This is a genomic window from Nostoc sp. (assembly GCF_036917535.1).
Lineage (GTDB): Bacteria > Cyanobacteriota > Cyanobacteriia > Cyanobacteriales > Nostocaceae > Nostoc.
Map to the genome: position 1 here is coordinate 39,968 of NZ_JBALDA010000061.1, position 25,285 is coordinate 65,252.

A 25,285-nucleotide genomic window follows, 5' to 3' on the forward strand; every position below is an offset into this window, starting at 1 on the left:
AGCTTTTAATCTTGCTGCGTAGCTTGCCGCCGTAGGTATCGCTGTGCCGACAAAACCCCGGCATGAATTACGCAAACAATTGCAAACGGCTTAACTCATAAGTTTTTCGAGTTTTCTTAGTACCATTCGCCCATGATTAAAGAACTTCTTTAGCCAAAAGTTGCCCCTTGACTCGTTCATATTCATCTTCAAGAAGCCATTCTTGGGCGGCTTGATAGTTAGAGTGAGTGACTATAAGTTTATAGTCAGATGCAGGGTTAAAAATACGACAAGTGCCATCTTGATCGCCAACTAACATGAGAATCTTAGGTGGAAAAAGAACTGGATCAACCCACAGTTCTAGAAACTTCCAGGTTTTAGCTTGTTCTGCGAGGTCTGGTGCGTGGGATTGCATGATACTCACCTGTTGTCTTCACGATTTTGATCTCACCGTAGTAAAGTGGGATTTGGCTCCCATCTGCTTTAATTATGTAACCGATAGGCTCTGAAAAGTAGAGTCCATATCGTTCGTAATCGTCCTCTTCATCATCTATTCCAGTTCGCTCTCCCCCTGCAATAATAGCTTGTGTGACTCGTTCTAGGGTTTCGCGATCATTATATATGTGCGCTCTGCCTTCTCTGTGCAGCAGTCGTTGGACTTGAGGGGTATTAGGCAAATGGCGATCAATTAAGCTTGGTCGGGGATCTAGGGTGATATCTCGGTCAATTCCGCTCATAGGTTGGGCGATCCCACACTATATCAAAATCGCTATTGTAAGCGATCGCTTGTGCTTATAACTGGCAAGATAATGATCAGATATAAAGAGTTTCTACCTCTTCCCTCCAGCAAGATAGCATAGCTGCCTCCTACGTCCTTAAAGATTGCATCACAGTGCATAAATCCCAAATCAAAACAGCCACAGCCAAACCGGGAGAGTAACCAACAATACTATAGCCCCAGCAGCTAAGGCAGTAACTGCCAGATCGCGATCAAGATTGAATGTCTCAGCAATTACCAGTGTGGCGAAAGCTGGAGGCATGGCCATTTGTAGGACGATTATTTTTGCAATTGCTCCAGTTAATCCAAATAGGGGTAAGATGCTACCCAATATCAAGGGAACTAGCAGCATTTTGATTCCTAAGCTTATCCCTACTTGTGGTAAGCTACGCCAAGATTTGAGCAGCGCCAGTCGCATTCCAATTAACACCAGGGATAAAGTTACACTACTCCAAGCAAATTTTTCTAACCAGAATTCCGCAACTGTGGGAATTGTCACCTGCCGAAACAGCAAGCCAAATCCGAAACCCCACAGCGCAGGATTAATTAAAATCGCCCTAGTAATCTGCCAATAATTCTGGATACTGCCACCAAAACTAGCTGCTAGCAACACACCCAGGGCATAAGTTCCTGGGAATGAACCTAGCAAATCGTAAAATAGCGCCCAAGCAAAGTATTCCTTGCCTACCATTGCTAAGGTAATAGGAAAACCAAGATAACCAGTATTACCCAACATTGCAGCTAATATCAAGCTAGCTTGAGTTGGTGGTTGAGGAACAGTCTTTTTAAAATAGGCTTGTGCTTTAATCCCTAACCAAGCTAAAAATGCTCCTAGTAAAATGGCCAGGTAAGCGAGCGCAGGTGCAATCCAAATTTGCCCCGACAAGCTAGATTGACGCAAAAACGATACTATGCTTATGGGTACTCCCACCCAAAAAAGAAACTGTCCTAAACGTGTAGGAACTGTTACAGGTAGTTTGCGTCCCAGAATAAAACCTACTAGGACTAATCCTCCCAGCTTGACGTATAGTTCTAAAAGGTTTGTCAAGGTTGTGCCTAAGAACCACAGATGTAAAATGCTACCTGTTACGTTTACTTTTGTCCAGTGCAAAATCTGTTATGGCTATTCCACAAAAACAGGAGTTTACCTTTGAATAAGGCAGGGTTTTCTGGAAAACCGCAAAACTCATCGAATGACCTTGACGATGATATTCCAGTGGCTGTACGCGATACCCCTGTTGCAGCACCTAAAATTTGGTTGCAACCCCGAATTATCTTTATTGGGGGAATTGCAGGATTTGTCTTGCTGGCTTTAATTAGCGGTTTTTTGTTTTTCGTCAGAGCATCCAAAAAAACTGCCGATTCTCAACTTTTACCAGCTACTTCTATTCCTACAACTCCAACAGCATCTAATAATTCCAGCGATACTGTGTTAGGGCATTTTCCATACCCAGAAGCCCCTGAGTCAGAACTAGTAACCATCTCCGCAAATAGGGGCATTAGAATGCGAAAAGCTGCTGCCCAAAAGTTTGAGGAGATGGTAGCAGCAGCGCGGGGTTCAGGTATAATTTTAGTGCCGATTTCTGGCTTTCGCTCCATCAAAGACCAGGAGCAGTTGTTTTTTGCTGTCGGCGCACAGCGAAATCAAACGCCAGCAGTACGAGCTGCTCTCAGCGCTCCTCCTGGTCATAGTGAACATCACACAGGCTATGCTGTGGATGTTGGAGACGGAGCAGTACCAGCAACTAATCTCCAAATTAACTTTGACAATACCAAGGCTTATCGATGGCTGCAAGCAAATGCAGCGCGTTTTAGCTTTGAAATGTCTTTTCCCAAAAATAATGTTCAAGGTGTAAGTTATGAACCTTGGCACTGGCGTTTTGTAGGCGATCGCGATAGTTTAGAAATGTTTTACAAAGCCAGAAACTTGAAACCCGCTAAGATATCGCCATAAAAGACAGCAGTCAGCCCCTTTGGGGAATTCAAAATTCAAAATTCAAAATTCAAAATTCTTATCCTCATAAATTTAGGGACTTGTATCATAAGTCTGTTTTGGTCAAAATAATTCGATCAGAAGTAATTAGTTTTACTCTCTCTGTGCTAATGGAGGCTGAAGAACTAGTTCTGTAAGAACTGGACAATAGTATTCAGCAATTTTCTTAGTGATCGCATCTGGTCGAGAAATTTTATCTAAATTGCAAAGTAAAATCACGGTAATTTTGTCATCAATAAAGCGGGTAATGTTACTTGCAAATCCTAATATTGAACCATTATGACCAACTACTCGGCGATCGCCATAATTGAATACCCACCAGCCTAAACCTGCAACATATCTTAACTTTTCCCAATCATCACCCTGATTTGGAGGATGAGGAGTCCACATCAAATCCAGGGTTGATTGTTTTAACAGAGTTGCACCACAAAGTGCCTGTTCCCACTTCACCATATCTTCTACACTGGAAAGTTGACCTCCAGCCGAATAGGTAACAGAAGGACTGTAGTAAGGTTTGTTAACGAGTTTGCTGTTTGTCAACCGATAGCCAGCAGCCCGGTTTGGCACTATATCACTGGGATTATTCATCACGGTTGCATTCATTCCCAAAGGAGCAAAAATGCGCTCTTGTAACAAATCTCCATAAGATTGTCCAGTTACCTTTTCTAGGAGCAAACCCAGTAAATAGTAGCCTGTGTTGTCATAGGCGCTAAACTCACCCGGTTGAAACTTGAGGGGTAGGTGAGTAACTAAAGCCAAAATTTCAGATTTAGATAAATCAAGATGGGTAATTTCCCAATAGTTTGGGGCATCGGTATAGCTGGGAATTCCAGACTGATGAGACAAAATATGCCCGATTGTGACATTTTGCCATGTTAGGGGTAGACAATCGAGATAGTTTGCGATCGCATCTTCTAACGAAATTATCCCTTGTTCCACCAGCATCATTATGGCTGTAGCGGTGAAAGTTTTACCTACAGAGGCAATTTCATAAACTGTATGTTCAGTCGCTAAAACAGAGTGTTCAATATTCGCCAGTCCATAGCCCTTAACTAAAACAGGTTCACCTGACTGCACCACTGCAACAGAAAGTCCAGGAATCTGGTTTTTAGTCATTGCAGCTCGAATATAGTCATCAATCACGATTTCCAACCTCCTGCCTCCTTCCCCCTGCCTTCTTCTAGTCTCCAGTGCCATGTCCTGAACTTTGAGTTTTAGCTTCTGATGGGTCAGGCTGAGGTTTTTGATACTTACCTGGATATTTGTGCTGAAAATAAGCTTCTAGTACTTGTAAAACCATCGGGCCGCAAATAGTACCGCCATGTTCGCCAGTATTTTCCCCAAAGGCCACAACCACAATTTCTGGTTTATTACTGGGGGCATAAGCACCAAACCATGTATGATTTGGGCGACCAACACCAGCTTCGGCTGTGCCACTCTTCCCGGACGCTGGGGCAATTGTCGGCACGTCCAAGCGCTTACCAGTGCCTTCACTCACCACCTTCCGCAGTCCGTCGCGGAGAACTTTGATAGTTGTCGGCTTCATATTTAAGGATTCTCGCCAACTTTTTGCTTCTTCGTTATCTTTAAGCAAATGTGGCTGAACTCGATACCCGCCATTAGCAGGAACAGAAAACATAATCGCCGATTGCAGAGGTGTCACTTGCAAAGCGCCTTGACCAATGGACATATTAATCGTATCGCCAACAGTCCAAGGCGTTTTCAAAACTTTCTGCTTCCATGTTTCATCTGGAACCAAGCCTATTGATTCTTCATCACGAAATTCAATACCAGTTCTTTGACCAAACCCGTATTTGCGACTCCATTTGATTAAAGTTGGGCCACCAACTTTTCTACCAACTTGATAGAAGAAAGTATCACTACTCATAGCGATCGCTCTTGGAAATCCTAATGGCCCAAATCCAGCGTGGTTCCACTCACCAAATGTCACCCCACCCACGGTAAGAGAACCAAAGGTTTGTAGTATTGAATCAGGAGAAAATTCACCTGATTCAAGTCCAGCTGTTGTAGTAACAATTTTGAAAGTACTGGCGGGCGGAAAGGCACTCAGGGCACGATTAACCAAGGGATGATCTTTACCTTGCACGCTTTCCCAATCTTTCTGAGAGAGTTTTTGTTTAGAGAAGATATTCGGGTCAAAAGTGGGATAAGATACCAACGCTAAAACAGCACCATTATTCGGATCGAGTGCTGCGATCGCACCTCGGTGATTTCCCAAAGCTTTTTCGGCTGCCTTTTGCACATCTAAATCTATAGTTAGGTGCAAATCATTACCAGCTTTTGCCTGTTTCTCTCCGATAACCCGGATTGGTCTACCCGCACCATCCACTTCTACCTGCTGACCACCCCATTCGCCCCGTAGAGCTTTCTCATAAGCCTTTTCCACGCCCATCTGGCCGATTACATCTCCCAGTCGGTAGCCTTCCTCCTTTTTGCCCTTTAACTGCTCGGCAGTCAATTCCCGCGTATAACCTAATACGTGCGCTAATTCCTTGCCGTGGGGATAATAACGTACAGAATCTGTATTTATTTCCACTTCTGGAAGTTCATTTTTATACTCTTTTAATGCCGTGATTTCTGCTTCATTTAAATCGCGAGCAACCCGGATGAGTGAAGAAGAATTAGCACCTGCTTGTTCTAATTTCTTTTCCATCTCATCTTGGGGAATGTTGAGAATTTGTGCTAGACGCGGGCCGACTACAGACCAGGAAGGCTTAGTATGTGCCATCGGCCACAAGTATACAGAGCTAGGATAGCGAGTACTGGCTAAAAGTTTGCCATTCCGGTCAAAAATATTGCCCCGTTCTGGTTGTTTGGGAATCATCCGAATTCGGTTTGCTTCGGCTCGTTCTCGGAGTTTTGGTCCTTCAACTATTTGCAAGTAAGCCAAACGAACCTCAATCCCAGTGGTCATTAATAGGGTAAATACGATTAAAAATATTGATTGGAAACCACGTCCAACTGTACGTGTATCTTTTTTGTTGCCAAGTAATGGGAATAAAGACATAGGTATCAATTCAAAATTCAAAATTCAAAATTCAAAATGAATAAATGCAATTCCAGCCAGCCTTTTAGTAATTGCTAATATGCAATTTTAAGACATGTTAACTTAATCACAGATTATTTAAATAATACATCAAGTATAAAAATTTACTAAATTTCTATTTTATTACTGAGTATGAAATAATCAGGCGAGTATATTCTTGAACAATTGTTTTTGGCGGATACAATAAACCAAAGTGTCAAATATAGTCTGCCCAAAAGACTAGAGCAATTGACAAAATAATGTAAGATCGCGGCATTCTACTAAGGATTATGGCTCAAATTGTCATGCAAAATCAAAGGGGGATAAAAAGTTTTCAGCCACTTGATGTTGAACTGCGTAACGTTTTCAAGTTTTTTAACCAAGAACCAGCAGTAAATGGCATTGATTTGGATGTCAGACAAGGAGAATTTTTTAGTATTTTAGGCCCCTCCGGTTGTGGTAAAACAACAACACTACGCTTAATTGCTGGATTTGAAATTGCTGACGCTGGTAAGGTGTTTATTCAGGGTCAGTCCATGACTAATGTGCCTCCTTACCGCCGACCCGTCAATACTGTATTTCAAAGTTACGCTCTATTTAATCACCTGAATGTCTGGAATAACATTGCCTTTGGACTGCGGTTAAAAAAAATACCCAAATCGAAAATTGAAGCTAGAGTCGAACAAGCTTTAAAACTTGTGAAAATGGAAAGTTTGCGATCGCGCTTTCCCAGTCAACTTTCTGGTGGTCAACAGCAGCGAGTCGCTTTAGCAAGGGCTTTAGTCAACCATCCTACCGTTGTCTTACTGGATGAACCTCTAGGGGCGTTAGATTTAAAACTACGTAAGGAAATGCAGGTTGAGTTATCAAATTTACACAAAGACTTAGGGTTAACCTTTGTGATGGTGACACACGACCAAGAAGAAGCATTGTCTTTGAGCGATCGCATTGCCGTGATGAATCAAGGCAAAATTGAACAAGTTGGCACTCCCAGCCAAATTTACGAACGTCCTTGCACATCCTTTGTTGCTGATTTTATTGGTGATACTAATTTATTTAGTGGTGAAATCGTTGCGGTAGACTCCTCTAGTATTAAAATCTCAACAAAAATGGGACTCTCAATTGTTATTAGCCGCGCTGAAGATACACCATCTGAATTATCACAAGCTGTTGTAGTGAGTGTGCGTCCAGAAAAAATACAGCTTTCGCTTTATCCACCCAATTTGCCAGTTAATTGCTTTGAAGGACGGCTTGTCAACGTTATGTATTTGGGCACACACGTTAATTATGTTATGGAATTAACAAATGGCATTAGTATTAATGTGTTGCAACCTAATACTTTTGGTACTTTACCTGACCGTGACACACCTATTTACGCCTGGTGGGCAGAAACTGATTGTTTAGCTATTAGTCAATAGTTAATGGTCATACGCGGTAACAAACCAGTACCGCCAGGCAAAAGTCAAAAGTCAGGCATTCAACTCCGATTTACTTTATTTCTCAAACCGCCTTCTCTGCAAGAGGCTTCCGCCAACGTGTAGCGTCTGGTAGAAAAAACGCCTTTCCTGCGCGAACGATACACGCCGATGAGCAAGTAGCGTGAGAGAATCTTCTTGGCTAAAGTTGGTCTACTCAGCACTGTTTATTACCGCGCTGGAATTGCAATCACAAACTCTGTACCTTTTCCTGGGGAAGAGTTGCAGTGTATTGAACCCCCGTGTTTTTCCACAACAATTTGACGGGCGATCGCTAATCCTAAACCCGTTCCTTTTCCCACAGATTTTGTAGTAAATAAATGATCAAATATCTTTTGTTTTACTTCTTCATTTATCCCTCTAGCATTATCAGCAATAGTTATTTCCACCTGATTATCTTTCAATGAGGTTTGAATTGTAATTTTGTTAGTATTTTTTTTGATTTCTGCAAAATTTCGCCCAGTATTCGACTCATCTAAGGCATCAATGGCATTCGCTAAGATATTCATAAATACCTGGTTTAATTGTCCAGGAAAACATTCAACTTGGGGCAAACTACCATAATCAGTTATTACTTCAATTGCTGGACGTTGCTCATTGGCTTTGAGGCGATGCTTGAGAATTAAAATCGTACTTTCAATCCCTTCATGAATTTGAAATGGCACTTTGTAATCTTGATCGGTACGGGAGAAAGTTCTTAAACTAGTGCTAATATTTTTGAGGCGATCGCACGCCATTACCATTGAATCTATTGCCTTGGGTAAATCTTCTAAACTATAATCTAAGTCAATTTCTTCTGCATGGTCAATAATTTCAGCACCCGGATTAAGTAAACTTTCTTGATAAAGTTTCAAGTGTTGCACAACATCAGCAATAGTAGGTTTAGCTTGTTTGAGACTTGCAGCAATAAAGCCCAAAGGATTATTCATTTCATGGGCTACCCCAGCAACTAAATTACCCAGTGCAGACATTTTCTCATTTTGAACAATTTGTAATTGGGCTTGTTGTAAATCTTCTAAGGCTGTTCCGAGTGCTTGAGATTTTTCTGTAACCGCTGATTCAGCTTGTTTGCGATCGCTAATATTAATAGTTGTCCCGACTATGCGATAAACTTTGCCCGTCTCATCTTTTAATGGACTGAGCGTGGTTAACCACCAAGTTTTCTGGTCATTAAATATTAGACATTCTTCATAAGTGACGGGTATTCCGGTTTGGAAAGAATGCAGATATTTTTGCTCTACTGCTGCACCTTCATTAGCACCTATTACTTCTTGCGGAGTTTTACCGAGTGCTTGGGAAGCAGGTATACCAACTGCTAATTCGCAAGATTTACTCCATCCTGTGTACTCAAGCCTACCATTATCTCGAATATCAGTCACAAAGATTAGACAGCCAACACCTTCATAAATACTGCTAAGGAACTTTCCTCGCTCCTGAAGATGATTATATAATTGGGCATTTTCCAAAGAAATCGCGGCTTGAGTGCAGAGGAAATTTATAATAGAAAGGCGATCGCTAGTAAATACCCCTTGCGTCAGTTTATTTTCTAGGTAAAGAATCCCTACTAAATGCCCTTGATTAATAATCGGGGTACATAATACACTTTGGGGTTGTGTTCGGTGCATATATTCCCCAATCAACCCAATAATATCTGTTTTGCAATTGTCTATAACAACTGTTTGTTGAGTATTTTTAACGTAATGAATAATTTTTACAGGAATATCTTGACAAGTGTCAATTAATTGTGATTCAAGAATAGTTTGGATATTATGGGAATTTGCTTCATGATTGATAAAAGTAATTGCCCTAACTTGCCAAGTATCATCTTGGGGAAGAATTAGTACAGCTTTTTTTGCACCAGAGTTTTCTAGAATAATCTGGCTCAAGCTGACAATGAGTCGATCTAATTCTAGAGTACTGGAAATAGCTTGAGCAGCTTTGAGGACAGAGGTAAAATCTAGTGCATCGGAAATACTGGTGCTATCAGTGGTAGAAGTGCGAGTAGATGAAGAAATGCTACGAAAGCTAATAGTTTCTAGGGGGTTGAGGTTGATTCGTTGCTGTTGCAGAATGGATTGGAGTAGCTGGGGATAGCGTTTTTCTAGGTCTTGTATTTTGGCTTTTGCACCCCAACGAGCGTAACAGTAGTATGCTTCTTGCATATATGCTTGAGCAACTCTTTCTTTACCCCATTCCAGATAGAATTTAGCAGCCAGTTCATTGCTAAGTGCTTCCTCGTTGATGTATTCATTTTCCTTGGCGAGGGAGATGGCGCGATCGTACAAATCTATTGCTTCAGTTTTATTACCTATTACTCGGTGGCGTTCTGCTTCTACCAAATGAAATTTGTGCAGAAAGTTTATCGGAGCGCAATCTGCCCAAAGGCGGAGGTTTTGCTGATTATATTCTATCTGCTGAAAGTAATTATTTTGTGTATTTATATCAACAATTTCGCAACATTTCAATAATGACAATGACCAAAAGAAATTGTGTATAAACACTGAAAATACACCAGGAATTTCCAAGGTATGCGGGTATGCTAAATTCCCATTTTCGAGAGCTTGACTATATTCACCATGAAGATAGTGAAGAATTAATTTCGATACATAAACTGCAACCAGAGAATTATGATTGTTGTCGTGGATTAGTTGAGGTAGTCTCTTTTGTTCATTAAAACTCTCACCGTTCAAACTTACTAGGTCTTTTCCTAAATCCAGTAAATTGTCCGTGAACTGTTTCCAAATATTACCTAATTCACTGCTAAACTCCTGTGCGATTTCTTTACCAGAAATCTGAATGTACTTCTCTTGTTTTCGATGAACTTCTGGTAAGTATTCACCTACCCATAAGGGATGATGACATAAATGCATTGTGGCATAGCCGGCATATTCAATATCACCATTATCTAATCCATCTTTTAATGCTTCTAATAATGATGGTATTGTATTTTTTAAATGTTCGTTCCAATACTGTATATGGGCTGCAAAGAGGAGATGAACTTTACACTTAAACTCCCGACTATCATAAATTTCTAGGAGTTTTAACGCAATTTTCCCAGCATGATACCCATCTTTGATCTCTCCTTGACCACACTTGAGCCAACCGTAAGCAGCATAGGCATAACAAGCAAGTTCTGACCTGCCAAATTTTAAGGACAGGTTAATCAGTGTGAGTACAAATTCTCCAAATCTGTTCGTAGTCAAAAATACTGCTGGCAGAACACTGATCAACATTTGCATTGCTGCAATTTTATAGGAATTGGTCATTTCTTCCATACTTTCAATCTGAGAAAGTATAGGTAATTTTACACCTTTTTTTACCGATTCTGGACTGGCAATCTGAACATCTAATTCATCTAGAATTTGCAAACCTAATTCTAGGGAATTTGCCAATCGGTTTTGTGTCGCCAAATATTGAATCTTTAAATCATAAATTTTAATTTTGTCTAAAATTGTCTGTGCTGCTTGCAACACCTGTGCTGCTAGATGTTCCATCGTCTGGAATTCGCCATTCAAATAGGCAGTTTCAGTAGCCGCAACATAGAGGTTTAGGGTCAATTCATACTGATTGTGCCAGCAGTTTGTCTGTAGTAGCTCAATCCCGGTTTGCAGATACACCTTTGCTGCACTGTATGCTGTAGAATTTCTTGCCCTGCGTCCGGTCTTTAAATTTAATTGCGCTAATCCTTCGCGAACACTTGGTTGAGTGATTAACTTAATTCCTAAGTTTAAATGCCCGACAATATCAAACAGTTTTTCTTCTCGTTCTATTTCTGAAGAGTTTTGCTGAAGCAACTGTCCAATCTTGAGATGGGTTGCTTGCTTTTGGTCGTCTGGAATCAGGGAATAAGCCGCTTGCTGAACTCTGTCATGTAAAAATCTATATTTGGCTATTTGTTTACTAGTATTCTCATTTGACTGCACAAATCTATCATTATCCTCTCCCTGATAAAACTTATAAACATCACTAATTGGTAAAATTAACCCTTCTTGTAAAGCTTTCCATAAACTAGCAGCTGTTTCAATTTCTGATGACTCCCAAACAATCGCCAAAGTTGCTAAATCAAATTGATTACCAATGCAAGCGGCTAACTGCAACACATTTTGAGTTGATTGAGGTAGTCTTCGTAATTGAAATACCATGAACTTAACAACATCATCTGTTACCGCTTGCTGATTTATTTGGGTGAGAGCACATTGCCACCCCCCTTCACTTCCCCCCTTACTAAGGGGAGCCAGTACGTTGCGGGGGTCTCCCCCGTTGTAGCAACTGGCGTGGGACAGAGGCGGGTAGTTAAATTTAATTAATCCATCTTGGTGTAATGCCTTGAGAAACTGTATAGCAAAAAACGGATTACCTTGAGTTTTCTGAAATACCAATTGAGAAACAGGTAATACCAAATCTTTTGTACATTTAAGTGTCTCAGCAACTAATTGATTCACTTGCCATTGACTCAGAGGCACTAAAGTAATCGTATTAATTGTGGCTGCTGTTTTTTGAATATCGTTCAGAGTCAACATTAATGGATGTGCTGGGTTTACTTCGTTATCACGATAAGCACCAATTAAGAAAAGATGTTTTGTATCAGCCATTAATAACTGTATTAACATCAATGATGCTGAATCTGCCCATTGCAAATCATCTAAAAACATCACTAATGGATGTTTTTCACTGGTAAAGACTTGGGTAAATTTATGAAATAATAAATTAAATCGATTTTGGGCGGCAGTTCCTGATAATTCTATAGCAGGTGGTTGTTGACCAATAATTCTTTCTAATTCAGGAATGACTTCAATAATTACCTGTCCATTATCACCTACAGCTGCTAAAATCTTGGTTTTAAATTGCTGGATTTGAGCATCGCTTTCTGTTAATAATTGCCCCATTAAATCGCGGAAGGCTTGCACAAAAGCACTAAAAGGAATATTTCGTTGAAATTGATCGTATTTCCCTTTGATAAAATAACCGCGTTTTTTGACGATTGGTTTATGAACTTCGTTAACTACAACGGTTTTACCAATACCCGAAAAACCAGCTACCAGCATCATTTCTGCCGCACCTGTACTAACGCGCTCAAATGCTTGCAGTAGAGTTTCTACTTCTGTTTCTCGGCCATAAAGTTTATCAGGAATAATAAAGCGATCGCACACATCCCGTTGAGCAATTGGGAAATGCTTAATTTCACCAGTTTCTTGGAGTTGAGATAAACAAATTTCTAAATCAAATTTCAGTCCCAATGCACTCTGATAGCGGTCTTCAGCATTTTTTGCCATCAATTTCATTACAATATCTGACAATACTTGCGGAATCTCTTCACTTTTAACTTCCCGAAGGGATAATGGAAGTTTTGCTAGATGACAATGTACCAACTCCATCGAATCGTTTGAATGGAACGGTAACTCACCCGTAAGTAGTTCATAAAAAGTTACACCTAAAGAATAGAAATCAGTCCGGTAGTCAATCCCTCGATTCATTCTTCCTGTTTGTTCAGGAGAAATATAACCAAGTGTCCCTTCTAAGACATTGGGATTCATCAGTGTTTGAGTTTCCCGTGGTAGTAGGGAGGCAATACTGAAGTCAATTAATTTAACTTGTTTGGTTTCTGGATTAATTAAAATATTGGCAGGTTTAATATCTTTATGAATAATCCGATCGCGATACAATATATCTAAGGTGTTGCACAGTGCGATCGCTATTTCTAAAAACTCCATCAAGGATTCTAGGTTTCGCCCAACTTTCCACTCTCTATTCCCTAATCCCCAATCCTTGAGAGAAATCCCCCCAAAATCTTCCATTACCAACGCATAGCCATTTTGATACGGTTCTAGGCTATAGGTTTGGGTGATTAGAGGTGAGTTGAGATTTTTAGCGATGGTGTACTGATTCCGAAACAACAAGAGTTCGCTGAAACTCGGATAAGGATTTTTCAGCAGTTTAATCACTACAGGTAATAAGTCAGTCTCTCGATACCCTCGATAAACCAGAGTTCTAGAACCGTTATAGAGTTCTTCGGTTACTTTATATCCGGGAATATTGACTATCGTACTAACCATACTGCTAAATCTTTAAGACTTCTCGATATAGTGTTCCCAGATATATAGTGAAGTTGTTTATAAACAAGAGCAAAAATTTAATCATTAGTCTTTGGTACTAAGCCCGGATCTCTCACTTGTGAGAAATCCGAGTTATCCTTGATATTTATTAATTATTTCTTTACCCTAAACCTTTTTACAAGTAAATAAATGCTACTGACAATCACAACGACACACTCCCCAGCAACGGAGTTAGGCTATTTGTTGCATAAACACCCAGACCGTTGTCAGTCCTTTGCCCTAAGTTTTGGAAAGGCGCACATCTTCTACCCAGAAGCTAGTATAGAGCGATGTACGGCGGCGTTGTTGTTAGATGTCGATCCTGTGAAGTTGGTGCGGGGACGCGGTGCAAGGCTAGAACAGTATGTCAGCGATCGCCCTTATGTTGCTTCTTCTTTTTTGAGTGTAGCGATCGCTCAGGTGTTTAGCACGGCTTTAGGAGGTCGCTGCAAAGACTTACCAGAATTAGCGCAAACGCCTATTCCTTTGATAGCAAAACTGTCGGTTTTACCTTGTCGCGGTGGTGAAGAGTTTCTGCGGCAATTGTTTGAACCGTTGGGCTATAGTGTCAGTGCCGCAGGTCATATTTTAGATGAAAAATTCCCTGATTGGGGTCAGAGCCATTACTTTACCATCGAACTTCAGCATACTTTACCTTTAAGTGATTTGTTAAGTCATCTCTACGTCCTAATTCCGGTGTTGGATGACGATAAGCATTACTGGGTAGGCGATGAAGAAATCGAAAAGTTACTACGGCATGGTGAAGGCTGGTTAACTAGCCATCCAGCGCGAGAACAAATTACCAGACGTTACCTGAAACGACAGCAACGTTTAACTCGTCTAGCTTTAGCTCAACTAGTAGAAGAAGACAATGCCGATGTCGATAGCGTTGAAGAAAGTCATGCCAAAGAAGAAGCGGCGGTAGAAAAGCCGATTAGTCTGAATCAGCAGCGCTTGGATGCGGTGATTGCGGCTCTAAAACGAAGCAATGCAAGGCGGGTGATTGATTTAGGTTGTGGTCAAGGCAATCTGCTGAAAATACTTCTCAAAGACGGCTTTTTTGAACAGATTACAGGTGTCGATGTTTCCTACAGGGCACTAGAAGTTGCCCAAGAAAGATTAGACCGTCTGCACCTGCCGCGCAACCAGTGGGAACGCATACAACTGATTCAAGGCGCACTCACTTACCAGGATAAACGCTTTAGTGGCTACGATGCGGCGACAGTAATTGAGGTGATTGAGCATCTTGATTTGCCGCGACTGGGAGCGTTTGAGCGAGTTTTGTTCGAGTTTGCCCAACCTAAAACGGTGGTAGTAACAACACCCAATATTGAATACAATATCAAATTTGAGAACCTCCCGGCGGGAAAACTGCGGCATCAAGACCACCGCTTTGAATGGACGCGATCGCAGTTTCAAAACTGGGCAAACCAAGTAGCAGAAGGCTTTGGCTACACTGTGGAATTTCAACCTATAGGGACGGAAGATTCAGAAGTCGGTTCACCCACACAAATGGCGGTGTTTAGAAGATGAACTGGCAAAGTGACTCTCGGTCTACCCAAGAACTGATAGAACTGGCTCTCAAGGAAGAAAATGACGATGTAGTTGGAATTTTGCACTTTCGCGGCAATCAGGAAGTTTTTGCTGCTGCGGCAGAGTTGTGCAACAGTCAAAACCCACGAGAAAGACAATTAGGCGCTGATATATTAGGTCAGCTTGGAATACCCCATCGGACTTTTCCCGATCAGTCTTTAATGATTTTAATCAGATTGCTGGAATATGAGCAAAATGCTGATGTCCTTAACTCAATTGGAATTGCACTAGGACATCTGCACGATCCTAGAGCGATCGCCCCATTAATTCGACTGAAAAGCTACCCCAGCTCATCTGTACGTTATGGAGTTGTTTTTGGTCTTTTGGGATATGAAGATGAATTAGCAATCAGCACTCTCATTGAATTGTCTTCAGATCAAGATTATGAAGTGCGAAATTGGGCAACTTTTGGATTAGGTTCGCAAATTGAAACTGATACAACAGCTATTCGAGAAGCACTTTATCAGCGTTTTATTAATGAAAATACAGATGAAAACTATGAAATTTATGGAGAAGCATTAGTTGGTTTAGCCAAAAGAAAAGACTCACGAATATTAACTAGATTGATAGAAGAATTATTGTCTGACTATGTTGGTGTAGTTGCCGTTGAAGCAGCAGAAGAATTCGCCGATTCAAGACTTTATCCAGCTTTGATGCAATTAAAACAGTGGTGGACTAAAAATGATGACTTGCTAGAAAGAGCTATAAATAATTGCCAGGAGCAAACTTAATGAAGCTGACTATTCCTGAACTATCCTTAATTGTCCTTATCGGTGCTTCTGGTTCCGGTAAATCGACCTTTGCTCATAAGCACTTTCAACCTTTTGAGGTGCTGTCTTCCGACTTTTGTCGCGGGTTGGTGTCAAATGAGGAAAATAGCCAGTCTGCTACTAAAGATGCCTTTGAGGTGCTGCGCTTCATTGCTGATAAGCGGCTAGCAGCAGGTAAACTAACAGTAATTGATGCTACCAACGTGCAGATGGAAGACCGCAAACCCCTACTGCAAATGGCACGGCAGTATCACTGCTTTGCGATCGCCATCGTCCTCGACCTCCCAGAAGAATTATGCCACGAACGTAATCAACAAAGAAGCGATCGCTCCTTTGGCCCCCATGTAGTGCGTCGCCATAGTCAAATGTTGCGGCGTTCTCTGCGGGGTTTAGAAAAGGAAGGCTTTCGCTATGTCTACACTCTCAACTCTTTAGAAGCAATTGAATCCATTGAAATCGAACGCCAACCCCTTTGGAACAACCTCAAACACGAACACGGCCCCTTTGACATTATTGGGGATATTCACGGCTGTTGTGATGAACTCGAAGCATTACTTCAACAGCTAGGCTATCAAATCTCCTCATTTCCCTCTGCTCCACCTTGGGACTACCCAACCTACCACCATCCCGAAGGACGCAGGGCTGTGTTTCTTGGTGATTTAGTGGACAGAGGGCCGCGTATCCTGGATACAGTCAAGCTAGTACAAAACATGGTTGCCGCAGGTACGGCTTTTTGTGTTCCTGGTAATCATGAAAACAAACTATTGCGGAAACTACGGGGTAAAAATGTTCGGATTAATCATGGGTTAGAGCAAACTTTGACTGAGATTGAGGCTTTACCCGATGAGGTGCGCGAACCTTTCACCAAAGAACTGCAAAAGTTTCTCGATTCCTTAATTAGTCATTACCTCTTAGATGATGGGCGGTTAGTGGTGGCTCACGCTGGGATGAAACAGGAAATGCAAGGACGAGGGTCTGGTGCTGTGCGCGAATTTGCTCTTTATGGCGAAAGCACTGGCGAGATTGATGAATTTGGCTTACCCGTCCGCTACAACTGGGCAGGTGAGTATCGCGGTGAAGCGATGGTGGTCTATGGACATACCCCCGTGCCAGAAGCAGAATGGCTAAATAACACTATTGATATAGATACAGGCTGCGTCTTTGGCGGCAAACTCACCGCTCTCCGCTATCCAGAAAAGGAACTGGTAAGCATTTCTGCTGCCCGCGTCTACTGTGAACCTGTGAAACCTTTGCTACAAAACACCGCAACACGCACATCCCAACAGGAATTGGATGATGTTTTGTACATTGAGGACGTTGTGGGTAAGCGGATCGTTAACACCCGACTTCAGTCCAACATTACCATTCGGGAAGAAAATGCGATCGCTGCTTTAGAAGTGATGAGCCGTTTTGCCACCAATCCCAAATGGCTGATTTATTTACCCCCTACGATGTCCCCCGTAGGAACATCCTTATTGCCGGGATTTTTGGAACATCCAGCCGAAGCTTTTGCCTACTACCAAAATGCGGGAGTTACACAAGTCGTATGCGAAGAAAAACACATGGGTTCGCGGGCGGTTGTGATTATTTGCCGAGATTTAGCAGCTGCCGAGAAACGATTTGGTGTAGTAAATGAGGGAATTGGTATCTGCTATACGCGCACAGGACGGAGGTTTTTCGATGATTTAGGATTAGAGACAGAATTTTTGGCACGGCTGAATCTTGCCCTCTCCCAGAGGGGGTTTTGGTCAGAATTTCAAACCGACTGGGTGTGTTTAGACTGTGAATTGATGCCGTGGTCAGCCAAAGCACAGGGACTACTACGAGAACAGTATGCACCTGTTGGCCTGGCATCACGCCTTGCCCTCAATGATGCTGTTAGCTGTTTACAACAAGCAAGCGATCGCGGCGTAGATATTAACACCCAACTCAATCATTACCAACAACGAGCAGATATGGCACATCAGTACGTCAGTGCCTACCGCCAATACTGCTGGTCTGTCACTGATATTTCTGGATTAAAGTTAGCCCCTTTTCATATCCTGGCAACAGAAAAAGCTGTCCATATCGATAAAGACCATCGCTGGCATATAGAGCAAATTGCCAGAATCTGCCAACAAGACCCTGCCTTGCTCCTAGCTACTGCCTATAAAGTAATAGATTTGACTGACCCCAGCAGTCAAGCAGAGGGGGTTTATTGGTGGGAAAAACTTACCAAAGCTGGGGGTGAAGGTATGGTTGTCAAGCCTATGGACTTTATTGTTCGAGGTAATCGTAGCATTGTTCAGCCTGCGGTGAAATGTCGTGGACAAGAATATCTGCGGATTATCTATGGTCCTGAATATTCAACCCCAGAGAATCTGCAACGTCTGCGCCAACGTGGGTTATCTCACAAACGTTCTCTGGCTATGCGCGAGTTTGCTTTGGGTGTTGAAGCATTAGAGCGATTTGTCGCCCATACCCCTCTGCGCCGCGTACATGAATGTGTTTTCAGTATTCTGGCATTGGAAAGCGAACCCGTCGATCCACGACTTTAAATTTTGAAGTTTAGAGTTAAAGAAAATCAAGTTTTGCCAATTAGACATTTGTATGATTCCTCTCTACAGTTATGAATCCAAAACTCCGGTCACAGTTTTAACTGCTAAGAGGATGTTTGAAAAGTCTCAAGCGTATGTTTCACTACCCTGGCTACCAAGAAACTGCTACCAGAGAATCGGAGTTTTGGGATTTGAGAGTGTACCCCTGAGTCATACTTGAGGCTCAAGCCAACCCTTTTCAAACAACCTCTAAGGTAAGGACAAACTTTGTGATTTTTGCTAGTACAGAAGTGCAGTTCAGCTTGCCACCCTGGGTTTACTTAATAATTTGACGAGCGATCGCTTTGTTAATTTTTATAACTCAACCTTGATTAAGAACCGTGCATAACACTAGCTGACACCTGTAACTTATTAACAGTTGCACAGATAGATACACTTAAGTTAATCTTTAAACTACCTATGGGCACTCCAATTAAAGGCATATTTAGAATCAATCGCCAACAATACAAAAGATGATTAACTATTAACTTAATGACTAACAGACGCCAATTTTTAAAAGGGGTGGCAGCACTTTCTAGCTTATCTTTAGGTGGTTGTGGCTGGAGGCTGGCTGAAGTACGTGCTAATTCTAATACTAATAGTCAGCGTGACCAACTTTATATCTTTACCTGGACGCAATATACTGACAACCAGTTATTAAAAACTTTTAGCGCCCAAACTGGCATGAAAGTGCTAGCGGATGTGTATGATTCCAATGATGTGATGCTGGCTAAATTGCAAGCTGGAGGCGGTGGCGCTTACAGCATCATCAACCCATCTGATTACATGGTGCAGAAGATGGTAGATAAAGGTTTGTTAACAGAAATAAATCACGCTCGCTTAATCGGTCTAGAGAATTTATTTCCCCGGTTTCAAAATCCTAGTTATGACCCCAATAACCGCTACAGTATCCCTTTTAACTGGGGGACAACAGGTTTACTTTACAATTCTGAAAAAATCAAAGATGTACCACAAGACTGGGATTACCTTTGGCAAAATCAAGAGCAACTTAATCAGCGAATGACCTTGCTCAATGATGTTCGAGAAGTTATGGGTGCAACCTTACGAATGCTCGGTTATTCTTACAACTCAAAAAATGAACAAGAAATCAAACAAGCTTATGAAAAATTGAAGGTGCTAAAACCTGCGATCGCCCGTTTTGACACTGACGCTTGGCAAAATCAAATTCTCGCAGGAGATTTATTATTGGCAATGTGTTATTCAGCAGATGCAGTGAAAATCTCTCAAGAAAACCCTAAACTCAAATATGTGATTCCTCGTAGTGGTTCTTCATTATGGACAGACACTATTGTAATTCCCAAAACAGCCCCGAACCAAGCTGGAGCCTATGCTTGGATTAACATGATTTTGCAACCAGAAATAGCAGCCCAACTCACACAACGCCTGAATATTTCTACCCCGAATAACGCCGGATTTGAGCAATTGCCAAAAACAATCCAAAACAACGCTAATTTGTTTCCGCCAGAGTCCCTGTTAAAAAATTGTGAACGTGTTACACCTGTAGGAAAATTTGAAGAAGTTTACGATCGTTATTGGACTCAATTAACTAGCAGCTAAATAAATTTTGGATTTGAGATTTTTAATTCAATCCCAAATCCAAGTTGCGCTGGAAGCGCACCAAAGGTGCGACTCAAAATCTCAAATTGACAGAGTTATAAGTGATGAATTTTCCAAAAAATGAAATTTCTAAAATAGAAGAATTGCAGCGCCCCGTCAAAAATTGGCTTCAGCCTTTGGTATTGCTTGCACCATCTGGGATTTGGTTATTACTTTTGTTGGTGCTGCCAACTTTGATAATTTTTGAGTTAAGTTTAGTTGCAGACATCCGACCGGGAGATTTAGTCAATCCCAACGGATTCAAAAATTATATCCGAATATTTGACTCTCTTTACGTACAAGTAGTTGGGCGATCGCTATTTTTTGCATTTGGCACTACAATAATTTGTTTAATTTTGGGCTTCCCCGTCGCTTATTGGATTGCTCAGATAGCGCCGCAGCGTTGGCGAAATTTGCTGTTATTAGGTTTTGTTTTACCTTTGTGGACTTCTTCGTTACTCCGTTCTTATGCTTGGATTACAATTCTTCGTCCTACTGGTTTATTAAATAGTTTACTCAGTAATTTAGGCTTGCCTACTTGGGAATTACTTAATAATAGTCAAGCTGTATTGATTGGCATGAGTTACAGCTTATTACCTTATATGGTTTTGATTTTATATGCTTCTCTCGAAAAGCTAGACAAGCGGTTGCTAGAAGCCGCGGCTGATTTAGGTGCAAATCCAGTAGAAACTTTTTTCCAAGTAACCGTACCGCAAACTTTTCCGGGAATTGCGGCTGCTTCTATGCTTGTATTCATCACCGGCTTGGGAGATTTTGTTGATCCAGAATTACTCGGTGGCGCTTCTAGTATGACGGCGGCGCGGTTAGTTTATAATCAGTTTCTTGGAGCAACCCAAAATTGGGGATTTGGTTCAGCTTTGAGTATGACGTTAATTTTACTTGTTAGTATTGCGATCGCATTTTTGATTAAGTTTGGGGAAGCTGAACCCAAACGTTAAACTTTTGGTCACTTATTTATAATAAAGGTATCAAACGCCAACGAGACAAAGGTTATGCTCTCACCCGATCTCAAAAATGCGTTACCAACTACTGACGAACTTCCTTGTTCAGACGATATACCAGTGGATAACGAAGACCAAAACTTTTTGCCCAACATTTTACTTTTCTTACTTAACTCCATTTGGGCAAATCGCATAGATTGGTATTTCGGAGTAGATATGGGAGTGTATCACACTACAGGACTAAATCCTAGAGTACCTGTAGTCCCAGATGCTTTTTTAAGTCTGGGAGTAGAACGGAAAAAGGGTGGCAAATCACGCAAAAGTTATGCAGTTTGGGAAGAAAATGAGATAGTTCCAATATTCACATTAGAAATAGTATCCCATACTCCAGGAGGTGAATATGACGAAAAGCTAAATATATATAGAAAACTCGGTGTATTGTACTACGTAATTTATAATCCTGAGTTTTGGCGACGCGATCAACATCAACCCTTGGAAGTGTATAAGTTAATTGATGGAAACTACCAACTACAAATAGGTGAACCCTATTTGATGCCAGAAGTGGGGTTAGGTATTGGGCGACATCAAGCTGTAATTGGCGGCATACAACAGGAGTTTTTATGTTGGTATGACGAGCAAGGAAACCGCTATTTGACAGATGCAGAACAGGCACAACAAGAACGGCAAAAGGCTGAACAATTAGCCGAATATTTACGTTCTCTAGGTGTAGATCCAAGTAATCTACCCGATAATTCGTAATCACAAATTCTTAATTATTTTTCACTAGGATTAAACCATCTAAATCATCTGCATTACTGTTAATTAACTCTTTAATTTTAGAGATAAACTCATGTTCTAAAAAAGGCTTGGTTAAGTAAGCTTTTGCACCCAATTCTTTAGCAAGTTGGCGGTGTTTTTCAGCGCTACGAGAAGTAAGAATCACTACAGGTATTTTTGCTAAATTGGTGTATTGACGGAAATTGCTCAACAACTCAAAACCATTCATTCGTGGCATCTCTAAATCGGAGACTACTACTTTAATTTCGGGATGTAACTGTAATTTTTCTAAAGCTTCTACACCATTTTGAGCTTGTATTACTTGATAGCCAGATTTTTGTAGAGTCAGAGAGAGAGTTTGTCGGAGACTAATTGCGTCATCTACTACTAAAACAAGTTTTGGTGATTTATGATCTGACTCTTGAGAATAACTGGGTTGGGTTTCTATAGTTGTTGTAGAAGTCGATGCCGCAAGTAATGGTGTAGATGAAAAAGTATGCCCTGATATCGGCAAGGCTTTTTTATTTGATGAAGAAGCTACTGGTAGTGCCCTGATATCAAGTGTTGTTTGTTGGATTTCGCTAGATTTTACCAGCAACAAAGCATCAATTACTAAGATGAGATTACCATTAGCTAAATTACTACAACCATAAATGTATTTTGGCGGTGCGATCGCATTTCCTAAAGGTCTGATTACCAGTTCTTGTTCGCCAATTATTTGGTCAACTTCTAAGGCAACTTTTCCCTGATTTCGCTGTAGCAAAATCACCGGATTTTTCGCTATGCTTGGGTCGTGAGTATTTGATGTGTTGTATGGAGTCTCACTATTAATGAATGAACCATTATAATTAATCAACTTTGAAAGTTGACGAAGGCTGACTATAGTTTCATCATTATCTGTATTCAAATACAAGACTTTTTTCCCTTCAATTTCTTTAATCTGTTGTTCAGAGGGAATCAAGATTTTTTCGATACTATCTAACATCATACCATAAACAACACCTTTGGCTTGAACTAGCATTAACTTTTCTGTAGTCATAGAAAAAGGGATTTTGAGTATGAATATTGTTCCTTGGTTGGGTAAGAATTGAAGTGAAATCGAGCCGTTGAGTGCGTGCATCTGAGTCCGCACAATATCTAAACCCATGCCGCGCCCAGAAATTTCACTTACTTTATTTGCAGTAGTAAATCCAGGCGAAAATATCAAATCTAAAAGTTCAGCTTCAGCCATATTATAAGCATAACTTCTAGTTTTTTCTTCAGTTTGTATAGGATAAAGTTCAGCAGCTTTTTTGCGAATTTTATCTAAATTCAATCCCTGACCATCATCTCGAACTTCGATAACAGTTTGGCTACCCTGATGATAAGCGCAGATTTCGATTAAACCTTCTTCTGGTTTACCAAGCTCTCGGCGAACCTGCGGAGCTTCAATACCATGATCAAAAGCATTACGTACTAAGTGTAACAAGGGATCGTAGAGCTTTTGGGCGATCGCTTTATCTACTAGTACTTCAGTACCAGTAAGTTTCAATTTTACAAGTTTAGCATGAACATTCGCCAACTTATTTACCATGTGGGGAAAGCGATTCAGAATATTACCTAAAGGCGACATTCGTGCTTCGACTAAGCTATCTATAATATTAAGAGTTAAATTCTCTTGTTTATCACTAATTTGAGTAGCTTGTGTCAGAAGCAAGTCAAGAGACTCTGTGGTTTCTTGTAGTTGCAGCGTCTCTTCTATTGCTTCATGCAATGTCATGTGAAATTCTGTATATACATCCATTTCTAGAGAGTCAAAATCCACTGCAAAACTTTGCGTTTGTTGTGAGGTAATATTTTGTATTTGTAAAGGCAGCTCGCGTAACTCATTTAAAGTTGTTTGGTGTCTAGTTAGTTGGTGTATTAATTGCTCAATTATTTCTTTGACTTGTTCGTCTTGCAAACTACGCCGTTTTTGGTAAATCAGCAATTCTCCTGCTAGATAATTGAGATGTTGCAGTCTCTCTGTATCTACCCGAATAAATGAAGGTTGGCGAAAGTTTTTAGTTTGAACATACTGTGATTTATCTTCTATTTCTTTGTTGATTTGTGTAGCTATATCAGATATGACTTCAATAGCTGTTTCCGGAACGTCTACAACTACCTGCTCACTGACAGTTAATGAATCAAGCTCTTTTAAATAATCATCAGTTTGGGTTGTTATGACTTCAACAACAAGGTTCTGGCTAGCTTCTTCCCCCCATATTACTTCTAGTAAGTTATCAGTTGATTGAGAAGATTCAATCTCTTTAATCACTAATAGTTTTTGTAAATTGGGACTATCAAGCCAATTTTTTTCTTCGTTAGTAACAGGAGGATAACTTTTATATTCTTTTGCTAATTTGTAAATTTTGTTTTGTAATATCTTAATTTCTGAGAGGTAGCTATCAGATGCTTTCAGAGAATATTGAAACTTTGCAACTGCGAATAAGATGATTAAGATAATTCCATGTCGATAAATACAAATACCTTGATTATCTTCTTCATCTTGAACAAAATAAAGAAAGTCTTTTAGCCAGTTATCGATATAATTAAGCAGACTTTTGCTTTCTAATCTGGGAACTAGTAAAGTTAAAGTGAGTTCTGCCTCTGGTATTAGCATCTGGTGATTAAACCAGCCAAAAATATAGCGAATTACTTTTAAATAAAATTTTGCAGTTGTTGGTTTTACACATTCGCTTTTATTGTGATCAGACGTAGTAAGAAAATGATAAAATTGTTCTTCGTTAATTATCAATTTGCTAGCAGATAAATCATTTTGTAATTCTTCATATAACTCATTATTTTTCACTATTGTGAGTTTTCGCAAACCAGAAGAAGGTTCTCCACCAGATGTGCGATCGCCTTCTAATACTAATTTTTTTGCTTGTTGTAAATCTGCAAGGGCAATTTCTGCAATTTGCTGCACCTGACTGGGATTTGCTTGTAACGCTAAGAGAATCATTTGGGAAATTTCTCCCAATCCAGGTAAATTGAGAGATTCTGCCAAGCCAAGAAACACTTCAGCTTGAGAGTGTAAAAACTCAATAAATTCTTCACTATTGGGTGGATTATTAACAACATCAGCAATACTATTGAGACGTTGTTCTACTCCTACTTCAAAAACAGATTGTACAATATCAAATCCCAATTCTTCAGAAGTAGGAATATGAGATTCAGCACCAAATGCATCACCCAGTTTTTCTTGCAACTGTGCAAAAACTGAAGTTGCTCTATGAAGCAATTCTTCATCATTAATAGTACTGCCGATTAGCTCAGTGTTTAATGCTATGCTCAAACACTCATAAGCTTGTAATAAAAGTGTTTGTAATTCTGCATCAATTATCACTTTTGGATTGTATAAAGCCTTAAATACATCTTCTAAAAAATGGGATATCATCTGAATTAATTCTAGCCCAACGTTAGCTGCACCACCTTTGAGTGTATGAGTAGCCCGCATTAAATTGTGAATTTTAGCAATATTATAATCTTGCGATAAGCTAAATAGTTCTTGTTCAATAATTTGGACTAATTCTGGGGCTTCAACTAGAAAGTAGATGTACCCTTGTTCACGAATTTCGTTATCTGTAATCATAATTAGGGAGTTAG

At 40.5% G+C, this 25,285-nt stretch carries 15 protein-coding genes; 8 read left to right on the forward strand and 7 right to left on the reverse strand.

Going from position 1 to position 25,285, the window contains the following annotated elements:
• Nucleotides 1-136 precede the first annotated feature (136 nt).
• The 3 genes from V7K56_RS19810 to V7K56_RS19820 all read right to left on the reverse strand — a co-directional run bounded on the left by V7K56_RS19810 (nt 137) and on the right by V7K56_RS19820 (nt 1,805).
• The gene (locus V7K56_RS19810; protein WP_334912760.1) at nt 137-394 is read right to left on the reverse strand and encodes a hypothetical protein; all 258 of its coding nucleotides are present in this window, start codon (nt 392-394) and stop codon (nt 137-139) included.
• On the reverse strand, nt 357-716 hold the full coding sequence (locus V7K56_RS19815; protein WP_334912762.1) for a DUF6972 family protein: 360 nt from the start codon (nt 714-716) through the stop codon (nt 357-359). Before V7K56_RS19815 ends, V7K56_RS19810 begins: the two co-directional genes overlap by 38 nt.
• A gap of 171 nt (nt 717-887) precedes the next feature.
• Nucleotides 888-1,805 (reverse strand): AEC family transporter, encoded by a 918-nt coding sequence (locus V7K56_RS19820; RefSeq protein WP_334912870.1) that lies wholly within the window; start codon nt 1,803-1,805, stop codon nt 888-890.
• A 102-nt stretch (nt 1,806-1,907) separates the two neighbouring features.
• Here V7K56_RS19820 and V7K56_RS19825 point away from each other — a divergent pair, with 102 nt between their 5' ends.
• A complete protein-coding gene (locus tag V7K56_RS19825) occupies nt 1,908-2,711 on the forward strand; it encodes a M15 family metallopeptidase (RefSeq protein WP_334912764.1) in 804 nt (267 codons plus the stop codon).
• Nucleotides 2,712-2,843: 132 nt separating this feature from the next.
• On the opposite strand, the gene V7K56_RS19830 is transcribed toward V7K56_RS19825, so the two are convergent.
• Nucleotides 2,844-3,893: a serine hydrolase domain-containing protein gene (locus V7K56_RS19830; RefSeq protein ID WP_334912765.1), complete on the reverse strand. Its 1,050-nt coding sequence runs from the start codon at nt 3,891-3,893 to the stop codon at nt 2,844-2,846.
• A gap of 37 nt (nt 3,894-3,930) precedes the next feature.
• Entirely contained in the window at nt 3,931-5,778 is a 1,848-nt protein-coding gene (gene mrdA, locus V7K56_RS19835; RefSeq protein ID WP_334912767.1) for a penicillin-binding protein 2, read from the reverse strand.
• A 308-nt stretch (nt 5,779-6,086) separates the two neighbouring features.
• Between mrdA and V7K56_RS19840 the strand changes: the two genes are divergently transcribed.
• A complete protein-coding gene (locus V7K56_RS19840; RefSeq protein ID WP_334912769.1) occupies nt 6,087-7,214 on the forward strand; it encodes an ABC transporter ATP-binding protein in 1,128 nt (375 codons plus the stop codon).
• Between the two features lie 227 nt (nt 7,215-7,441).
• Here V7K56_RS19840 and V7K56_RS19845 read toward each other — a convergent pair whose 3' ends face one another.
• Entirely contained in the window at nt 7,442-13,324 is a 5,883-nt protein-coding gene (locus tag V7K56_RS19845; RefSeq protein WP_334912771.1) for an AAA family ATPase, read from the reverse strand.
• Between the two features lie 189 nt (nt 13,325-13,513).
• On the opposite strand from V7K56_RS19845, the gene V7K56_RS19850 reads away from it, so the two are divergent.
• From V7K56_RS19850 to V7K56_RS19875, 6 genes are all read left to right on the forward strand, one after another.
• Nucleotides 13,514-14,896, forward strand: a complete 1,383-nt coding sequence (locus tag V7K56_RS19850) for a 3' terminal RNA ribose 2'-O-methyltransferase Hen1 (RefSeq protein WP_334912773.1) — start codon at nt 13,514-13,516, stop codon at nt 14,894-14,896.
• Nucleotides 14,893-15,687: a HEAT repeat domain-containing protein gene (locus tag V7K56_RS19855; RefSeq protein ID WP_334912775.1), complete on the forward strand. Its 795-nt coding sequence runs from the start codon at nt 14,893-14,895 to the stop codon at nt 15,685-15,687. The genes V7K56_RS19850 and V7K56_RS19855 overlap by 4 nt, the downstream gene beginning before the upstream one ends.
• A complete protein-coding gene (locus V7K56_RS19860) occupies nt 15,687-18,263 on the forward strand; it encodes a polynucleotide kinase-phosphatase (RefSeq protein ID WP_334912777.1) in 2,577 nt (858 codons plus the stop codon). The genes V7K56_RS19855 and V7K56_RS19860 overlap by 1 nt, the downstream gene beginning before the upstream one ends.
• A gap of 531 nt (nt 18,264-18,794) precedes the next feature.
• Nucleotides 18,795-19,880, forward strand: a complete 1,086-nt coding sequence (locus tag V7K56_RS19865; protein ID WP_334912779.1) for an ABC transporter substrate-binding protein — start codon at nt 18,795-18,797, stop codon at nt 19,878-19,880.
• Nucleotides 19,881-19,984: 104 nt separating this feature from the next.
• Nucleotides 19,985-20,878, forward strand: coding sequence for an ABC transporter permease (locus tag V7K56_RS19870; RefSeq protein WP_334912781.1), 894 nt, complete (start codon nt 19,985-19,987; stop codon nt 20,876-20,878).
• 54 nt (nt 20,879-20,932) lie between these two features.
• Nucleotides 20,933-21,640, forward strand: coding sequence for a Uma2 family endonuclease (locus tag V7K56_RS19875; RefSeq protein ID WP_334912783.1), 708 nt, complete (start codon nt 20,933-20,935; stop codon nt 21,638-21,640).
• A gap of 10 nt (nt 21,641-21,650) precedes the next feature.
• Here the strand turns inward: V7K56_RS19875 and V7K56_RS19880 are convergent, their stop codons facing one another.
• Entirely contained in the window at nt 21,651-25,271 is a 3,621-nt protein-coding gene (locus tag V7K56_RS19880; protein ID WP_334912785.1) for a hybrid sensor histidine kinase/response regulator, read from the reverse strand.
• Nucleotides 25,272-25,285 lie beyond the last annotated feature (14 nt).

What these genes read in the sequence shown, in the direction of transcription:
- V7K56_RS19810 (WP_334912760.1), bottom strand. Translation starts at nt 394, where the DNA reads ATGCAATCCCACGCACCAGACCTCGCAGAACAAGCTAAAACCTGGAAG.
- V7K56_RS19815 (WP_334912762.1), bottom strand. Translation starts at nt 716, where the DNA reads ATGAGCGGAATTGACCGAGATATCACCCTAGATCCCCGACCAAGCTTA.
- mrdA (WP_334912767.1), bottom strand. Translation starts at nt 5,778, where the DNA reads ATGTCTTTATTCCCATTACTTGGCAACAAAAAAGATACACGTACAGTT.
- V7K56_RS19840 (WP_334912769.1), top strand. Translation starts at nt 6,087, where the DNA reads ATGGCTCAAATTGTCATGCAAAATCAAAGGGGGATAAAAAGTTTTCAG.
- V7K56_RS19845 (WP_334912771.1), bottom strand. Translation starts at nt 13,324, where the DNA reads ATGGTTAGTACGATAGTCAATATTCCCGGATATAAAGTAACCGAAGAA.
- V7K56_RS19850 (WP_334912773.1), top strand. Translation starts at nt 13,514, where the DNA reads ATGCTACTGACAATCACAACGACACACTCCCCAGCAACGGAGTTAGGC.
- V7K56_RS19855 (WP_334912775.1), top strand. Translation starts at nt 14,893, where the DNA reads ATGAACTGGCAAAGTGACTCTCGGTCTACCCAAGAACTGATAGAACTG.
- V7K56_RS19860 (WP_334912777.1), top strand. Translation starts at nt 15,687, where the DNA reads ATGAAGCTGACTATTCCTGAACTATCCTTAATTGTCCTTATCGGTGCT.
- V7K56_RS19865 (WP_334912779.1), top strand. Translation starts at nt 18,795, where the DNA reads ATGACTAACAGACGCCAATTTTTAAAAGGGGTGGCAGCACTTTCTAGC.
- V7K56_RS19870 (WP_334912781.1), top strand. Translation starts at nt 19,985, where the DNA reads ATGAATTTTCCAAAAAATGAAATTTCTAAAATAGAAGAATTGCAGCGC.
- V7K56_RS19875 (WP_334912783.1), top strand. Translation starts at nt 20,933, where the DNA reads ATGCTCTCACCCGATCTCAAAAATGCGTTACCAACTACTGACGAACTT.
- V7K56_RS19880 (WP_334912785.1), bottom strand. Translation starts at nt 25,271, where the DNA reads ATGATTACAGATAACGAAATTCGTGAACAAGGGTACATCTACTTTCTA.